This is a genomic window from Nonomuraea sp. NPDC002799, from assembly GCF_053592075.1.
The window spans coordinates 193,094-208,287 of sequence record NZ_JBSFVA010000014.1 but is presented as its reverse complement, the minus strand read 5'-3'; the positions used below and the strand labels follow the sequence as shown (position 1 = coordinate 208,287).

Genomic DNA, 15,194 nt, shown 5'->3' with positions numbered 1-15,194 from the left:
GTACCGGGCCTTTCGCTGGGCCGGAGTCGCGTTCCGTTGCGGGCACATTAGGCCCGATGGCACGCCTCTACACGGGCATGATCTGCCAAATCTGCGCTCCCCACCAGAGAGAAGCTCGCGCACATTCCGGTGTGCCGCCGTGTGCGGGCTAGCGGACGGCCCGCTCCTTGCCCCGGGTGACCCGCAGGAGGTGGTATCCGAGCAGCAACACGATCGTGCCGAGGGCGATCCCGCTCAGCGCGAAGGTGCCGGTGATCGGGAAGGCCACGGGGCCGATGGCGCAGATGATCGCCGCCCCGGTGGGCACCAGGTTGACGGGGTCGGCGAGGTCCACCCGGTTCTCCAGCCAGATCTTGGCGCCGAGCAGGCCGATCATGCCGTACAGGATGGTCGTGACCCCGCCCAGCACGCCGCCCGGGGTCGCGGCGATGAGCGCGCCGAACTTCGGGCTCAGCCCGAACAGGATCGCGATGACGGCCGCGATGTAGTAGGCGGCCGTGGAGTAGACCCTGGTCGCGGCCATCACGCCGATGTTCTCCGCGTACGTCGTGGTGGCCGAGCCGCCGACGGACGTGGCCACCACGGTGCCGACGCCGTCGGCGAGCACGGCGCGCCCCATGTAGCCGTCCACGTCGGCCCCGGTCATCTCCCCGACGGCCTTGACGTGCCCGATGTTCTCCGCGATCAGGGCGATCACCACGGGCAGCACCAGCACGATGGCGGAGACCTCGAAGACGGGCCCGTGCAGCGCGGGCAGCCCGATCCAGTCGGCCTGGGCGACCCCGTCGAGGTTCACCCTGAAGTGCTCGGTGGTCCGCCCGCTGCCGTCGGGCGCCATGATCTTGCCGCCGGTCAGGTCCCACACCCAGGACGACACGAAGCCGAAGAGCAGCCCGAGCAGCACGCCGATCCGGCCCAGGAACCCCCGCAACACCCCGACGAAGACGATCGTGGCCGCCATCGTCAGCAGCGCCACCCACGGGTCCTGCGGCCAGTAGACGTCGGCCGCCACGTAGGCCATCCCGAAGCCGATCAGCATCACCACCGCGCCGGTGACGATCGGCGGGAAGACCTTGTGGATGACCCGCACGCCCAGCCGGTGGATGAGCAGCCCGCACAGCGCCAGCACGACGCCGACGACGAGCAGCGCCCCGGTCACGGTCGCGTCGCCCCCGCCGGCCGCCCTGATCGCCACGACGGCGCCGACGAAGGACGCGCTGGACCCCACGTAGCTGGGGATCTTCCCCTTCACGATCAGCAGGAACAGGATCGTCGCCACGCCGGACATCATCACGGCCAGGTTCGCGTCGAGCCCCATGACCAGGGGGAAGACGAACGTCGCCCCGAACATCGTGATGACGTGCTGCGCCCCGATCCCGACCATCCGGGGCCAGCTCAGCCGCTCGTCCGGCTTGACCACCTCACCGGGCGTCAGATGCTTCCCGTCACCGTGCAACCGCCACCCGAACGCCACGTGCCACCCCGCGCCTCTCCTACAGCATGTCGGAGAGCACACTAGGGGGTCACCCGACCTGGATCGAGAACCCCTCCCCGCTGACCACCTGCCCGGCGCGGATCTTGGCCCTCTTCCGCAGCTCCACCTCGCCGTCGACCAGCACCATGCCCTCGGCGATCAGCTGCTTGGCCATGCCGCCCGTGTCGGTGATGCCGCAATATTTGAGCAGGTCACACAGCGGGATGTACTCGGAGCGAAGTTCGAAATCCACAACACCCCACCCTAGATCCCCCGCATGCGCAACACGTGCAGGGCCAGCGTCAGGTTGAGGCGCAGGTGCGGGTCGTCGGTGAAGTTGCCCAGCAGCCGCTCCAGCTTGCCGATGCGGTAGCGCAGGGTGTTGTAGTGGAAGTGCAGCCGGCGCGCGGTCTCGGCCACGTTCAGGTTGGTCTCCAGGAGCACCTGCAGCGTGCGCCGCAGGTCGGCGTTCTCGGCGTCCTCGTCGAGGGCCAGCGGCCCGAGCGTCTCGCGGACGAAGGCGTGCAGCTCGTCGGTGTCGTTGACCAGCGACAGCAGCCGGTAGACGCCGAGCTGGTCGAAGTGGGCCACCGCCCCGGGCCCGTGGAGCTGGCGCCCCACCCTGGCCGCCTTCAGCGCCTGCGAGTACGCCTCCGGCAGCTGCTCCGCCCCCGGGCTCGGCCGGGACGTCCCGGTCGAGAAGGTCGCGGGCGGCACGTCGGCGAAGCCGGAGGCCGCGTCCTTGGCCAGCCGGCCGGCGTCGATCGAGGCGTCGACCACGGCCACCACCTCGTGGGAGAAGCCCGCCACCGCCCCGCGCGGATCGTGGCGCCGCAGCGCCGCCGTCCAGCAGGCGACGAGGCGGTCCTGCGCGCTGCGCTCGTCGCCGTCCGGGTCGAGCTCGGCCACCAGCACGGTCACCGGCCGCGCCAGGTCCCAGCCGAACGCCCTGGCCCTGGCCGTGATCCGCTCGGCGGTGCCGGCCCGGCCGGTGAGCACGTCGCGCAGGAAGTCGGCGCGGTATTTGCTCTCGACGGCGTTGACCGCCTCCTGCCGGGTGACGACGAGGGCGGCGACGGTGGCCGCGCGTTCGAGGATGCCGACGTCGCTGTCCCTGATCGCCCCCGACGCGCTGTAGGCGACGATGCGGCCGTGGTGGTGGCCGCCGGCGAGCACGGGCACCGAGGCGAACGACCGGGTCCGCCCGGTCACGGGCGTGCGGGGCGGGCCCTCACGGGCGATCGACTCGCGCAGGACGCCGACGTGGTCGGCGTCCCCGGCGGTGGCCAGGACGCGGCCGGAGCCGTCCACGGCCGCCACCGACACGTCGAGGAGCTGCGCCACCTCGGCGGTGACCTCGCCCAGCCCGCCGCCGTTCAGCACCACCTGGACCAGCGCCCGGTGCGCCTCCTCGGCGCGGGCCAGCACGGCGGCCTGCCGGTTGAGTATGTCGGTCAGCACCTGGTTGAGTATGTCGTCGAAGCCGACGTCGTTGGGCAGCAGGATGAGGGGGAAGCCGAGCCGGTCCGCCTGCTCGACCATCTCGTCGGGCAGCTCGTCGACGTAGCGCCCGAGCTTGATGGCCAGCGCGGCCAGCCCGCGCTCGTCCAGGTCGGCCACCAGCCGCCCGAGCGACTGCGGCGTGTTGCGCAGCGGGTAGCCGGTGGTCAGCAGCAGCTCGTGCGGCTTGACCCAGGCCAGGATGTCGGGCACCTCCATGACGTTGAGCCGCTGCACGATGCGGCCGAGACCGCTCTCCCCGGCGATCAGCCGGGCGTCCGCCAGGGTCGACACGCCGAGCACCTCGCCGACGGACACCCCGTGGATGATCGTTCCGGTGCTGGCGAGACGGACGGGGGGCTCCATGGGGAGATTGTGACCCGAGAAGCGGTCTGTCAGGAAGAGCCAACCTTCCCGCTGACTGTTGGCAAATTTACCCGTACGGAGGGTTCCCGGCCCGTTCTACGGTCAGGTCCAAGGTCGGTTGGGAGGTCCGGTGACCGTCAGTATTCACGCGCGGCGTACCCGCGTCCATGTCTCGGGCGCGGCGAGCACGGCGGTGCGCCCTGTCCTGGACGCCCCCAAACGGCCCGCCCGTGTCCTCGCCTCGTTCCCCGCCGGGCTGTACCTGGAGGTCAGGACCGAGCTGGAGCCGTCGGTGCTCGCCGTCATCACCGGCGACGCCACCCGGCTGCCCAACTCGCTGCTGGTCGCCGGCCCGCTGCCCCGGCTCACCGTGGGTGACGACGCCTGGGTGGGCGACCGCGTGATCGACCTGGGCCCGCTGAGCCTGAGCGTGCGCCGCTGGTGGGACCCGTCCCCGCCGCTCGGCGCGGTCGATCCGGCGATTCTCGCGCGGGCGCGGCTGGGCGAGCCGCCGGAGCCCGGCCTGGCCGGCAACGGCGCCATCACGCTGCTCGCCGACAGTTGCGCCAAGGGCTGGCTGCTGGGCGCGGTGACGGCGGCGGAGCAGCTCGTGGGGCTGGGCCCGGGGCTCACGCCCAGCGGCGACGACGTGCTGGCCGGGCTGCTGGTGACGCTGCGGCACCTGGGCGCGGCGGCGGGCGTGGAGCGGGCCTGCCACCTGGCCGACTGGCTGGGGGCCACCGTCACGTTCGACGCGCGCACGCGGACGACGCCGATCTCCGCCACGTTGCTGCACTGCGCCGCCAGAGGCGAGGCCAGCCCCGAGGTGAGCGCGGTGCTGCGCGCCATCGCCGGCCGGCAGGCGCTCGAACCGGCGCTGCGCCGCCTGTACCGCCTCGGCCACACCTCGGGCTCCGACCTCGCCCAGGGCGTCGCCATCGGCCTGGCCTCCGTCCTCTCCCTGGGCGGGACCCGGTGACGGACGACCTCGTCCTGGTACGGAAAGGCGCCTACCACGATTCGGTCGCCCTCATGCGGATCAGCCGCGTGCTGTCCGAGATGCCGGGCGTGACGGCGGCCATGGTCGCCATGGCGACGGAGCTCAACCTCTCCCTCCTGCGGGACCTGGGCTTCGCCGCGCCCGAGGCAGGCCCGGGCGACCTCGTGATAGCCGTGCGGGCCCACGACACCAAGGCGGCGGCCGAGGAGGCCGACCGGCGGCTGACGGCCGCCGAGCCCTCCGGGGACGCGGCCGAGCAGCCGCCGCTGACCACCCGCTCGGCCGCCAGGACGCCCGCCGACCTCGTCCTCGTCTCGACCCCGGGCGAGTACGCCTTCTTCGAGGCCCTGGACGCCATCGAGGCGGGGCTGCCCGTCATGATCTTCAGCGACGGCGTCCCCCTCGACCAGGAACGGCGGCTGAAGGAGCTGGCCGAGACCAGGGACGTCCTGGTCATGGGCCCCGACTGCGGCACCGCCGCGATCGGCGGCGCGGGGCTGGGCTTCGCCAACGTCCTCGGTCCCGGCCCCGTCGGCGTGGTCGCCGCGTCGGGCACGGGCGCCCAGCAGGTGACGTGCCTGCTCGACTGGGCGGGCGTGGGCGTCAGCCACGTGCTCGGCGTGGGCGGCAGGGACCTGTCGGCCGAGGTCGGGGGCCTGTCGGCGCTGCGGGCCCTGCGCCTGCTCGACGAGGACCCGGCCACCGAGCTGATCGTGCTCGTCTCCAAGCCGGCCGCCCCGGAGGTGGCGCGGGTGGTCGAGGAGGCCGTGGCGAAGTCGCGCACGCCGGTGGTGACGGCCCTGCTGGCGGAGGGCGCGCCCGACCTGACGCAGGCGGCGGAGCAGGTGCTGCGCGCGCTGCGCAGGCCCGTGCCCGCATGGCCGTCGTGGCCGGGCGCCCTGCGCGGCGAGCGGCGGAGCACGATCAGAGGTCTCTACTCCGGCGGGACGCTCTGCGCCGAGGCCGCCATGATCGCCGGTCGCGGCGACTTCGTCGACTACGGCGACGACGCCTACACCAGGGGCCGGGCGCATCCGATGATCGACCCGACCCTGCGCGTGGAGGCGCTCGCCCGTGCCGGGGACACGGACGTGGTGCTCATGGACGTCGTCCTGGGCCACGGCGCCGACCCCGACCCCGCCGCCTCGCTGGTGCCGGCCGTCGCCCGCACGCCGGCCACGGTCGTGATCGCCCTGATCGGCACCGCGGCCGACCCCCAGGACCCGCACCGCCAGGCCGCCGCCTTCCGCGCGGCGGGAGCGGCCGTCTTCACCTCGAACGCCCAAGCGGCCCGGCACGCCAGGAGCCTGCTGTGACCCCGGCCGCGTTCACCTCGGACGCCCAGGCGGCCCGTCACGCCAGGAGCCTGCTGTGACTCTGCTCACCACCCCGTCCCGCGTCATCACGGTCGGCGCGGGCGCGCTCGACGAGGCGCTCAGGGCGCAGGCCGTGCCGACGGTCCCCGTGTCCTGGCGGCCGCCGCTGCCCGGCACCGCCGGCGCGCTGGCGAAGGTGCTCGCCGACCCGCGCAGGCAGGCCGCCAACGAGCTGGCCGTGGGCCGGCTGACCGCCGCGCGGCCCTACCTGGCGGCGGTGCGGCGGGCGTCGGAGGTGCTGGCGGAGGGGACGTTCCTGCACGCCGGTCCCCCCATCACGTGGGAGCGCGCGTCGGGCCCGATGCGCGGCGCGCTCATCGGCGCGATGCTGCTGGAGGGCCTGGCCGGCGACGAACACGACGCCGGGCGCCGGCTCGCGGCGGGCGAGATCGCGCTGGCGCCGTGTCACGGGCACGCGACCGTGGGCCCGATGGCGGGCGTGGTGAGCCCGTCCATGTGGTTGTTCGAGGTACGCGACGGCGAGCACGGCGGGGTCGCCTACTGCTCGCTGAACGAGGGCCTGGGCAAGGTGCTGCGCTACGGCGCGTACGGGCCCGAGGTGCTGGAGCGGCTGCGCTGGATGGACCGGGTGCTCGGCCCGGCCCTGGCGGCGGCGGTCGAGCGCGCGGGCCCCATCGACCTGCGCTCGCTGATGGCGCAGGCGCTGCAGATGGGCGACGAGCTGCACAACCGCAACCGGGCGGCCACCTCGCTGCTGCTGCGCGAGCTGGCCCCCGAGATCGTCGAGGCAGCTCCCGGCGCCGCCGCCGAGGTGCTGCGCTTCATCAACGGCAACGACCACTTCTTCCTGAACGCCGGCATGGCCGCGGCCAAGGTGAGCACGGACGCGGCCCGCGACGTGCCCGGCTCGTCGCTGGTGGTGGCCATGGCGCGGAACGGCACCGACTTCGGCGTGCAGGTGTCGGGGCTCGGGGGGCGCTGGTTCACCGGCCCCGCCGGGGTGCCCGACGGGCTCTACCTGGGTTCGTACGGTCCCGGGGACGCCAACCCGGACATCGGCGACTCCACGATCACGGAGACGTCGGGGCTGGGCGGGTTCGCGATGGCGGCGGCTCCGGCCATCGTGCGGTTCGTGGGGGGCGAGGTGGCGGACGCGGTGCGGGCCACCCGATCCATGTACGAGATCACCCTCGCCGAGCATCCCGCCTACCAGATTCCCGGGCTCGGTTTCCGCGGCACACCGGTCGGAATCGACGTCACTCTCGTGGCCCGCACCGGGATCTTGCCGGTCGTCAACACCGGCATTGCGGGGCGTATCGCAGGAACGGGACAAGTAGGAGCCGGTCTGGTCAAACCCCCCGTAGAGGCGTTCACGACCGCATTGCTGGCACTAGCGGATTTTTGTAAGTGATCAATTTGAATACTGACATATCAGCACGTCAGGCTGGATGTAAGGCTGTATAACCTTCACACATGGATTCACCGCCGATATCGTAACGAACCTCTAGCCAGCGAGAAACCTGCTCATCCGACTGCCGCATCCACGGTCCTGGCCGGCCATGACCGGAAAACGGCAGCGCTTCGCAGATTTCGCACTGGCAATCTGCCAGTAGCGTGGTGACTCACGCGACGGATGAGGCGAAATGGGGGCGGGAGCATGGCAGCCGACCGCTTGCTCAGCGGACCCGGCCCGGAGGGGGGTGCCGCGGGCGGCTCCTCGCAGAGCCAGGGCCGCCTGATCGGCAGGCGTTACCGCCTCATGTCGCCGGTCGGCAGGGGTGGCATGGGCATGGTGTGGCACGCCCATGACGTCCTGCTCGACCGGGACGTGGCGGTCAAGGAGCTGATCCTCCCGTTCGGGCTGGACCACGCGGGCAAGCAGGTCGCGCACCGGCGCATGCTGCGCGAGGCCAGGTCGGCCGCGCGGCTGACGCACCCCGGCATCGTGACCGTCCACGACGTGGTCGAGGAGGACGGCCGGCCGTGGATCGTGATGGAGCTGGTCCGCGCGTGGTCGCTGGAGCAGGCCGTCCGCCAGAGCGGGCCGCTGCCGGTGATCCAGGCCGCCGAGATCGGCATCCGGGTGCTCGACGCGGTCCGGCACGCGCACGCCGCCGGCATCCTGCACCGCGACATCAAGCCCGGCAACGTGCTGCTCACCGCCGACCGGGTGGTGCTGACGGACTTCGGCATCGCGGCCATCGAGGGCGACGTGACGATCACGCAGACCGGGCTGCTCATGGGGTCGCCTGCGTACATCCCGCCGGAGCGCCTGTCCGGCCAGTCGATCACGCAGGCGGCCGATCTGTGGTCGTTCGGGGCCACGCTGTACGCCGCCGTCGAGGGGCGGCCGCCGTACGAGGGGCCCGACCCGGTCGCGGTGCTCGGCTCGGTGCTCACGCAGGACCCGATCAGGCCGCAGCGGGCCGGCTCGCTGATGCCGGTCATCGAGGGCCTGCTGCGCAAGAACCCGGCCGAGCGGCTGACCTCGGACCAGGTCATCGAGATGCTGGAGACGGTGCTGCGCGCGCACGGCTCCGCCCGTCCGCGACCGGAGACACAGCCCAACCAGCCCGGCCCGGCCCCCGCCCGGCCGCTGCCGCCGCTGGAGAGCAGCCCGTCCGGGCCGATGCCCTCGCGGATCGTGGAGACGCCCTCGGGGCCCGTACGCGTGCCCTACGATCCGCTGACCAGCCCGTCAGGCGGCTACTCGATGCCCTACGACGGGCTCTCGACGCCGTCGGGCAGCCACCGGACCGACCAGCTGCCGCAACTGCCGTTGCCACAGGTGCCGCAGGCACCGCAGGGGCCGGGAGTGCCGCAGGGGCCGGGAGTGCCGCAGGCGTCGCGAGTGCCGCAGGGGCCGGGAGTGCCGCAGGCACCGCGCGGGTTCGACGCGTTCGGCGGCCCGTCGGGCCCGCACCGGATGATGAGCGACCTCGACGACGACCTGAACAGCTCCTCCGGCCCGCACCCCCAGCCCATCCTGCCCCTGACCACCGACAGCCGCACCTCCTCCGCCGCCGTCACCCCGTGGCCGCTGGCCTCGGCCGACGACCTGCGTGAGCAGTCGCGCGACCTCTCGCACGACATGCACCACGGCCGCAGCCGCCTGGTCACACTGCCGAGCGCGCGGCCGCGCACCGGCACGAGCCGGCGCAGGACCGACGAGGACGACGGCCCGTGGCTGCGCGACGGCCGTCCGACCCCGCTCGCGATCATCAGCTCGCTCGTCGCGATCGCCGTCGTCGTGGGCGCCGTGATGATCGTCCTGACGGGCGGCTCGTCCCCGCCGGTCCCCAGTCCCCTCGCCGCCACGTCGGACGCCACGACCGAGCAGTCCGAGCCGTCGCCGGCGCCCGAGGGCTTCGTGGAGCACACCTCGGCCGGGTTCGCCGCGGCCGTGCCCGCTGCCTGGAAGCTGGCGACGTCGGGCGGGCAGGCCACGTTCACCGGGCCGAAGGACTCCGGCATGCGCATCCTCGTCGAGCAGACGGCGCCGCAGGCCGACGGCGGGCTGTCCGAGCTGAGCAGGCAGGAGGCCGACGGCGGCGTGGAGGGCTACATCCAGGTGCAGTTGCAGGGCGTGACCTACCGCGCCTGGCAGGCGGCCGACTGGGAGTACACCTACACCACCGCCAACGGCGTCCCCATGCACGCGCTGACCAGATACGTCACGGTCGACGACCGCAGCGCGTTCCGGATCACGTTCGATCTGCCCGAGCTCACGTGGGACGACCAGGCGCAGACCCGCAAGGTCTTCCTGAACACGTTCCGGCAGACCACCTGACCCGTATTGAACTACTCGTTCCAAAACTGCTAGCGTGCTCCGCATGGCGCGACCGAGGAAGTTCGAGGAGGAGCGGGCGGTCGAGGCGGCCATGCGCGCGTTCTGGGACGCGGGCTACGAGGCCACCTCGACGCAGGACCTGTGCGCGGCCACCGGGCTCGGGCGCAGCAGCGTCTACAACACCTTCGCCAGCAAGCACGAGCTGTTCACCAAGGCCCTGCGCCACTACATGGACGAGCGCAACACCGTGCTCGCCGAGCTGATGGACGGCGACCTGCCGGTCAGGGAGAAGGTGCGCACCGTGTTGTGGTGGGCGGTCGAGCCCGACCCCGCCGACCCGGCCGGCTGCCTGGTGGTCAACGCGATGATCGAGCTGGGCCCGCGCGACCCGGAGGTCGCGGAGCTGCTGCGGCGCGACAACGACAAGCGGCTGGCGATGGTGCGGTCGGCCATCGAGACCGGCCGCGCCCGTGGCGAGATCGACTCCGGCAAGGACCCCCGCGCCCTGGCCCGGTTCGTCGCCGCCACCATCAGCGGCCTGCGGGTGGCCGCCCGCGCCGGGGCCGACCGGGCCACCCTCGAAGACATCGCGAACACCGCCCTGGGCGTGTTCTGACTTTTTCGCGCCCATATTTTGAACTGATCAATCTAAAATTCTGAACAGGAGGTCCGCCATGCCTTTGGCGGTCTACATGCTCGGCCTTTCGATCTTCGCTCAGGGCACCTCTGAGCTCATGCTGGCCGGGTTGCTCCCGGAGATGGCCGCCGACCTCGGCGTGTCCGTGCCGGACGCGGGCCTGCTGATCTCGGCGTTCGCGATGGGCATGCTGGTGGGCGCGCCGGTGCTGGCCGTCCTGACGCTGCGCTGGCCCCGCCGCACGGCGTTGCTCACGTTCATGGCCGTCTTCGCCGCGACGCACGTCGCCGGCGCGCTGACGTCCAGCTACGGCGTGCTGTTCGCCACCCGGGTGGCCGGCGCGTTCGTCTACGCCGGGTTCTGGGCGGTCGCGGCGAGCACCGTGATCGGCATCGTGCCCGCGAACGCCCGTGGCAAGGCGATGAGCGTCCTGGCGGGCGGGCTCACCGTGGCCACCATCATCGGGTTGTCGGCCGGCACGGTCATCGGCCAGCACCTCGGCTGGCGGGCCGCGTTCTGGACGGTGACCGCGATGTCCCTCCTCGCCGCCGTCGGCGTCCTCACCACCGTCCCCGGCGGCAGGCCCGCCCAGGACGGCGGCGAACCCGCGACCGGGACGGCCACGCCGTCCCATGGCGAGTCCCCGCCCGCGCCGTCCCATGGCGAGTCCCGGCCCGTGGTGGCCGCCGCCCCGCGGCTGGCGGGCGAGCTGCGTGCCCTGGCCAACCCCCGGCTCTGGCTCTCGCTCGGCACCACCGCCCTGGCCACCGGCGCCCTCCTGGCCTCCTTCAGCTACCTCAGCGTCCTGCTCGTCGACACCACGGGCCTGGACTCCGCCTGGGTCCCCGCCGTCCTGGCCCTCTACGGAGCCGGCTCCCTCATCGGCATCACCATCGGCGGCAGGAGCGCCGACGCGCGCCCGTTCGTCTCCCTGTTCGCGGGAGTCACCGGCCTCATCGCCGCCTCGGCCGCCCTGGCCCTGTCCGCCTCGATCCCGCCCCTGGCCATCACGCTGATCTTCCTGCTCGGCGCGTTCGGCTTCGCCACCAACCCCGCGCTCAACACCCGCGTCTTCGCCCTCGCCAAGGACGCCCCCACGCTGGCCGCCGCCCTGAACGTCTCCGCCTTCAACGTCGGCATCACCGCCGGCCCCTGGCTCGGCGGACTGGCCATCGCGGCAGGTCACGGTTACCCGTCGGTCGCCTGGATCGGCGCCGCGATCGGCGTGCTCGCCCTCGCCTCCGTGGCCCTCTCCGCGACCCTGCACCGCAGGCGCCCGACCGTTCGTCGACCACGGGAAACCCGTGAGATACGGTCGGCCGTATGAAGCTGGCGAGCATCCATTTCTACCCCGTCAAGTCGACCGCGGGCCACGAAGTCCATGACGCCGAGGTGCAGCCGTGGGGGCTGGCGGGAGACCGCCGCTACCTGATCACCGACCAGCGCGGCGACATCCTCACCGCCCGCGAGGAGCCGCGCCTGCTGGCCTGCCTCGCCCGGCTGGACGGCGGCGCGCTGACGCTCACCGGCCCGGACGCGGCCCCGCTGCGGGTCACCCCGGCCCGCACGCGGTCCACGGTCAGCGTGTGGGGCACCCCGGTGGAGCTCACCGACTGCGGGGACGACGCCGCTCGCTGGTTGTCGGAGCTGGCGGGGCAGCCGGTCCGGCTCAAGTGGCTCGACGACCCGACCCGCCGCCCGGTCGATCCGGCGTACGGCCGGGAGCAGGACCGCGTGAGCCTGGCCGACGCCTACCCCTTGCTGCTCACCACGAACGCCTCGCTGGCCCGGCTGAACGACTGGATCGCCGAGGGCGCCCTGGAGCACGGAGAGCAGGCGCCCGAGCCGCTGCCCATGACCCGTTTCCGGCCGAACGTGGTGATCGACGGGGCCGGCACGCCGTTCGCCGAGGACGAGTGGAAGCGGGTGCGCATCGGGGAGGTCGACTTCCGCGTGACCAAGGGCTGCGACCGCTGCGTGCTCACCACGATCGACCCCGTCACCTTCACCAAGGGCAAGGAGCCCATCAGAACGCTGGCCCGGCACCGCAAGTGGGACGGGAAGGTGTGGTTCGGCATCAATCTGATCCCGGACGGGCCCGGCCGCATCACCCAGGGAGATCCGGTCGTCCTGCTCTGAGAGCCCGCCGCCAGGACCGGCGATTGTCCCCTTTGGGGCGGTGTAGGGGACTATGCGAGACTTCACCCGTGACCAGTGCCCCGACAAAACCCACTGTTTCATCCCCTGACCGTCTTCGGCTCGTCCAGCGCCGCACCCTCGGCGTCCTGTCGGCGGCACAGATCGTGGGCGGCGTGGGCGTGGCCGTCGGCCTGGCGCTCAGCTCGGTGGTCGTGGACGAGTTGTCGGGGTCCACGGTGATCAGCGGCTTCGCCGGCACGGCCACCGTGCTCGGCGCGGCGCTGCTGGCGCTGCCCACGGCCAGGACGTCGAGCAGGGGCGGCCGCCGCTCCGGCCTGGCGCTGGCGTACGGGGCGGCGCTGGCAGGCTGCGCGATCTCCGTGGCCGCGATCACCCTGCGCTCCTGGCCGCTGCTGCTGGCCGGGCTGGTGCTGGTGGGCGGCGGGAGCGCGGGCGGCCTGGCGGGGCGTTACTCGGCCACCGACCTGGCGCCGAAGGGGCACGCGGGCCGGCACCTCTCGCTGGTCGTCTGGGCCGCCACCGTCGGCTCCGTGGCCGGCCCGAACCTGGCCAAGCCCGCCGACCAGATCGGCATGCGACTCGGGATGGTGGAGCGGGCGGGACCGTTCGCGTTCGCGGCGCTGGCGTTCGCCCTGGCGATGGTCGTCATCATCGGCTTCCTGCGCCCCGACCCGCTCAAGCTGGCCCGCGAGCTCGACGGCGGCGGCGAATCCGGCCGGCGCGGCGGCACCCGGACGATCAGCACCGCCTGGCGGACCCTGCGCACCACCCCGATGGCCCGCCGCGCGCTGATCATGATCGCGATCAGCCACACGGCGATGGTCTCCGTCATGTCCATGACCCCGGTCAAACTCCACCACGACGGCTCGAACCTGGACGTCATCGGCCTCGTGATCAGCCTGCACATCGCCGGCATGTACGTGTTGTCGCCGGTCGTGGGCTGGCTGGCCGACCGGGCCGGCAAGGTGCCGGTGCTGGTGCTCGGCATGGCGCTGCTGCTGGGCGCGGCCGTCCTGGCCGGCACGTCCGGGCACCGGATCTGGCAGGTGACGACGGCGCTGGTGCTGCTCGGCCTCGGCTGGTCGTGCGGCCTGGTGGCCGGCTCGGCCCTGGTCACGGAGTCGGTGCCGATCGACCGCCGCCCGGCCGTCCAGGGTCTGTCGGACCTGCTGATGAACGTCTGCGGCGCCACCGGCACGATCATCGCCGGAGCCATCGTGGGCCTGCTCTCCTACGGCATGCTCGGCCTGGTCGTCGCCGTCATGGTGACCGCCGCCGGTCTCTGGATGACCGTCGTCTGGCACCGCACCACCCCCTGACCACCACCCCCCGCAGCCGCCCGCGGCGGGCCGCTCATTTGGCGTCGGCGTAGGAGGAGACCGCCACGGCCTCCATCGGGAACCGCACCGGCGTCCGCCCGAACAGCAGCCGGCTCGCCTGCGCCGCCGCCTCGGTCACCGCCGCGATCACCTCGCCGGCCTGCTCGGCCGGGCAGTGCACCATCACCTCGTCATGCTGGAAGAACACCAGCCTGGCCGGCTCGGGCAACAACCCGCGCAGCACCGCCAGCAGCGCCAGCGCCCACTCCGCGGCGGTGCCCTGCACCACGAAGTTGCGCGTGAACCGCCCGCGGTCCCGCGCCGCCCGGGTGCCCTCGGGCCCCGACACCAGCTCCTTCCACCGCGCCGACGGGGGCGGGCTGGTGCGCCCGAGCCAGGACCGGACGAGCCGGCCCTCCTCCCCCGCCCTGGCCGCGTCCTCGACGAACTGGTAGGCCCGGGGAAAGCGCTGCCGCATCACGGCGAGCAGCTTGGTGGCGTCGCCGCTGGTGCCGCCGTACATGGCGGACAGCATCGCGATCTTGGCGTTGTCGCGCTCCCCGCCGAACGACCGCGCCAGCGCCGAATACAGGTCGATCTCCCCGGCCGCCCTGGCCAGCCCTCCGTCACCGGCCATCGCGGCCAGCACCCGCGGCTCCAGTTGCGCCGCGTCGGCGACGACCAGCACCCATCCGTCGTCGGCCACCACCACCCGCCGCATCGCCTTGGGGATCTGCAGCGCCCCGCCCCCGTTGGTGGCCCACCGCCCGGACACCACGCCGCCCACCACGTATTCGGGGCGCAGGCGCCCGTCGCGCACCCACTGGTCGGCCCACACCCACCCGTGGAAGCTGAACATCCGGGCCAGCTCCTTGTAGGCCAGCAGCGGCGGCACCGCCGGATGGTCGATCCGCTTCAGCTCCCACGACCGGGTGCTCTTCAGCGCCACCCCCGCCGCCTTGAACGCCTTGACGAGCTGCTGCACCGAGTCGGGGTTGACCGCGTGCCCGAACGCCGCCGCCACCTCGCCGGCCAGCGCCTGCAGCTTGGCGGGGCGCATGCCGTGCACGGGCCGCGGCCCGAGCAGCTCGGTCAGCAGCGCGTCGTGCACGTCCCTGCGCCACGGCATGCCGTCGTACGACATCTCGGCGGCCACCAGCGCGCCCGCCGACTCGGCCGCCACCAGCAGCCGGAACCTCCCCGGCTCCGGCAGCGCCTCGATCCGCCGGAGCTGGTCGGCCAGCACCTCGGCGACGGCCTCGGCGCCGAGCGGCTCCGGCGAGAACAGCGTGTCGCGCACGCTGGGCTGCTCATCGGGCACCGGCAGCCCGTGCAGCCTGGCGTGCGCCGCCCTGGCCGAGCGCGGCTCGCCGTAGCGGCCCTCGTGGGCGAGCAGCAGCCCCTCGGTGAGCGCGAGGTCGTGGCAGCGCGAGACCCGTGCGCCCACGTGCAGCAGCGGCGTGTAGTCCGCCCGCGTGTCGGCCCACACCCATCGCGGCCGCTCGGCCGCCTCGATCTCGCGCACGGCCCGCGCCGGATCGGCGGGACGGCGAGCCGTGCCGCCCACAGGAAGCACCGTCTCGGCGGCGACCACGACATACACGTGGTCAA

The 15,194-nt window shown here is 73.0% G+C and carries 12 protein-coding genes; 8 read left to right on the top strand and 4 right to left on the bottom strand.

From position 1 onward, the window contains the following. Positions 1–148: 148 nt before the first annotated feature. From ACWD0F_RS25725 to ACWD0F_RS25715, 3 genes are read right to left on the bottom strand one after another with little or no spacing between them, the layout of a single operon-like run. Entirely contained in the window at positions 149–1,474 is a 1,326-nt protein-coding gene (locus ACWD0F_RS25725; RefSeq protein WP_449879527.1) for a uracil-xanthine permease family protein, read from the bottom strand. A gap of 49 nt (positions 1,475–1,523) precedes the next feature. Next, a complete protein-coding gene (locus tag ACWD0F_RS25720; protein WP_449879525.1) occupies positions 1,524–1,727 on the bottom strand; it encodes an RNA-binding S4 domain-containing protein in 204 nt (67 codons plus the stop codon). 11 nt (positions 1,728–1,738) lie between these two features. Continuing rightward, entirely contained in the window at positions 1,739–3,340 is a 1,602-nt protein-coding gene (locus ACWD0F_RS25715; protein WP_449879523.1) for a PucR family transcriptional regulator, read from the bottom strand. Positions 3,341–3,470: 130 nt separating this feature from the next. Here ACWD0F_RS25715 and ACWD0F_RS25710 point away from each other — a divergent pair, with 130 nt between their 5' ends. The 8 genes from ACWD0F_RS25710 (at position 3,471) to ACWD0F_RS25675 (ending at position 13,583) form a co-directional block, all read left to right on the top strand. Next, positions 3,471–4,319, top strand: a complete 849-nt coding sequence (locus ACWD0F_RS25710) for a DUF2877 domain-containing protein (protein ID WP_449879521.1) — start codon at positions 3,471–3,473, stop codon at positions 4,317–4,319. Further along, positions 4,316–5,656, top strand: a complete 1,341-nt coding sequence (locus ACWD0F_RS25705) for an FdrA family protein (RefSeq protein WP_449879519.1) — start codon at positions 4,316–4,318, stop codon at positions 5,654–5,656. The genes ACWD0F_RS25710 and ACWD0F_RS25705 overlap by 4 nt, the downstream gene beginning before the upstream one ends. Before the next feature lie 55 nt (positions 5,657–5,711). After that, positions 5,712–7,088 carry a DUF1116 domain-containing protein gene (locus ACWD0F_RS25700; RefSeq protein WP_449879517.1) on the top strand — a complete coding sequence of 459 codons (1,377 nt, stop codon included), beginning with the start codon at positions 5,712–5,714 and terminating at the stop codon, positions 7,086–7,088. Positions 7,089–7,334: 246 nt separating this feature from the next. Continuing rightward, positions 7,335–9,467: a protein kinase domain-containing protein gene (locus tag ACWD0F_RS25695; protein WP_449879515.1), complete on the top strand. Its 2,133-nt coding sequence runs from the start codon at positions 7,335–7,337 to the stop codon at positions 9,465–9,467. Positions 9,468–9,510: 43 nt separating this feature from the next. After that, a complete protein-coding gene (locus tag ACWD0F_RS25690) occupies positions 9,511–10,083 on the top strand; it encodes a TetR/AcrR family transcriptional regulator (protein WP_449879513.1) in 573 nt (190 codons plus the stop codon). Between the two features lie 58 nt (positions 10,084–10,141). After that, on the top strand, positions 10,142–11,431 hold the full coding sequence (locus tag ACWD0F_RS25685) for an MFS transporter (protein ID WP_449879511.1): 1,290 nt from the start codon (positions 10,142–10,144) through the stop codon (positions 11,429–11,431). Then, complete coding sequence (locus ACWD0F_RS25680; protein ID WP_449879509.1) at positions 11,428–12,243, top strand: MOSC domain-containing protein; 816 nt, start codon at positions 11,428–11,430, stop codon at positions 12,241–12,243. Before ACWD0F_RS25685 ends, ACWD0F_RS25680 begins: the two co-directional genes overlap by 4 nt. Positions 12,244–12,311: 68 nt before the next feature. Then, entirely contained in the window at positions 12,312–13,583 is a 1,272-nt protein-coding gene (locus ACWD0F_RS25675; protein ID WP_449879507.1) for an MFS transporter, read from the top strand. Positions 13,584–13,617: 34 nt separating this feature from the next. On the opposite strand, the gene ACWD0F_RS25670 is transcribed toward ACWD0F_RS25675, so the two are convergent. Continuing rightward, positions 13,618–15,186: a bifunctional 3'-5' exonuclease/DNA polymerase gene (locus ACWD0F_RS25670; protein WP_449879505.1), complete on the bottom strand. Its 1,569-nt coding sequence runs from the start codon at positions 15,184–15,186 to the stop codon at positions 13,618–13,620. Positions 15,187–15,194: the final 8 nt, after the last annotated feature.

Coding starts and splice junctions, on each gene's coding strand:
- ACWD0F_RS25715 (WP_449879523.1), bottom strand. CDS start 3,340: ATGGAGCCCCCCGTCCGTCTCGCCAGCACCGGAACGATCATCCACGGG.
- ACWD0F_RS25695 (WP_449879515.1), top strand. CDS start 7,335: ATGGCAGCCGACCGCTTGCTCAGCGGACCCGGCCCGGAGGGGGGTGCC.
- ACWD0F_RS25690 (WP_449879513.1), top strand. CDS start 9,511: ATGGCGCGACCGAGGAAGTTCGAGGAGGAGCGGGCGGTCGAGGCGGCC.
- ACWD0F_RS25685 (WP_449879511.1), top strand. CDS start 10,142: ATGCCTTTGGCGGTCTACATGCTCGGCCTTTCGATCTTCGCTCAGGGC.
- ACWD0F_RS25680 (WP_449879509.1), top strand. CDS start 11,428: ATGAAGCTGGCGAGCATCCATTTCTACCCCGTCAAGTCGACCGCGGGC.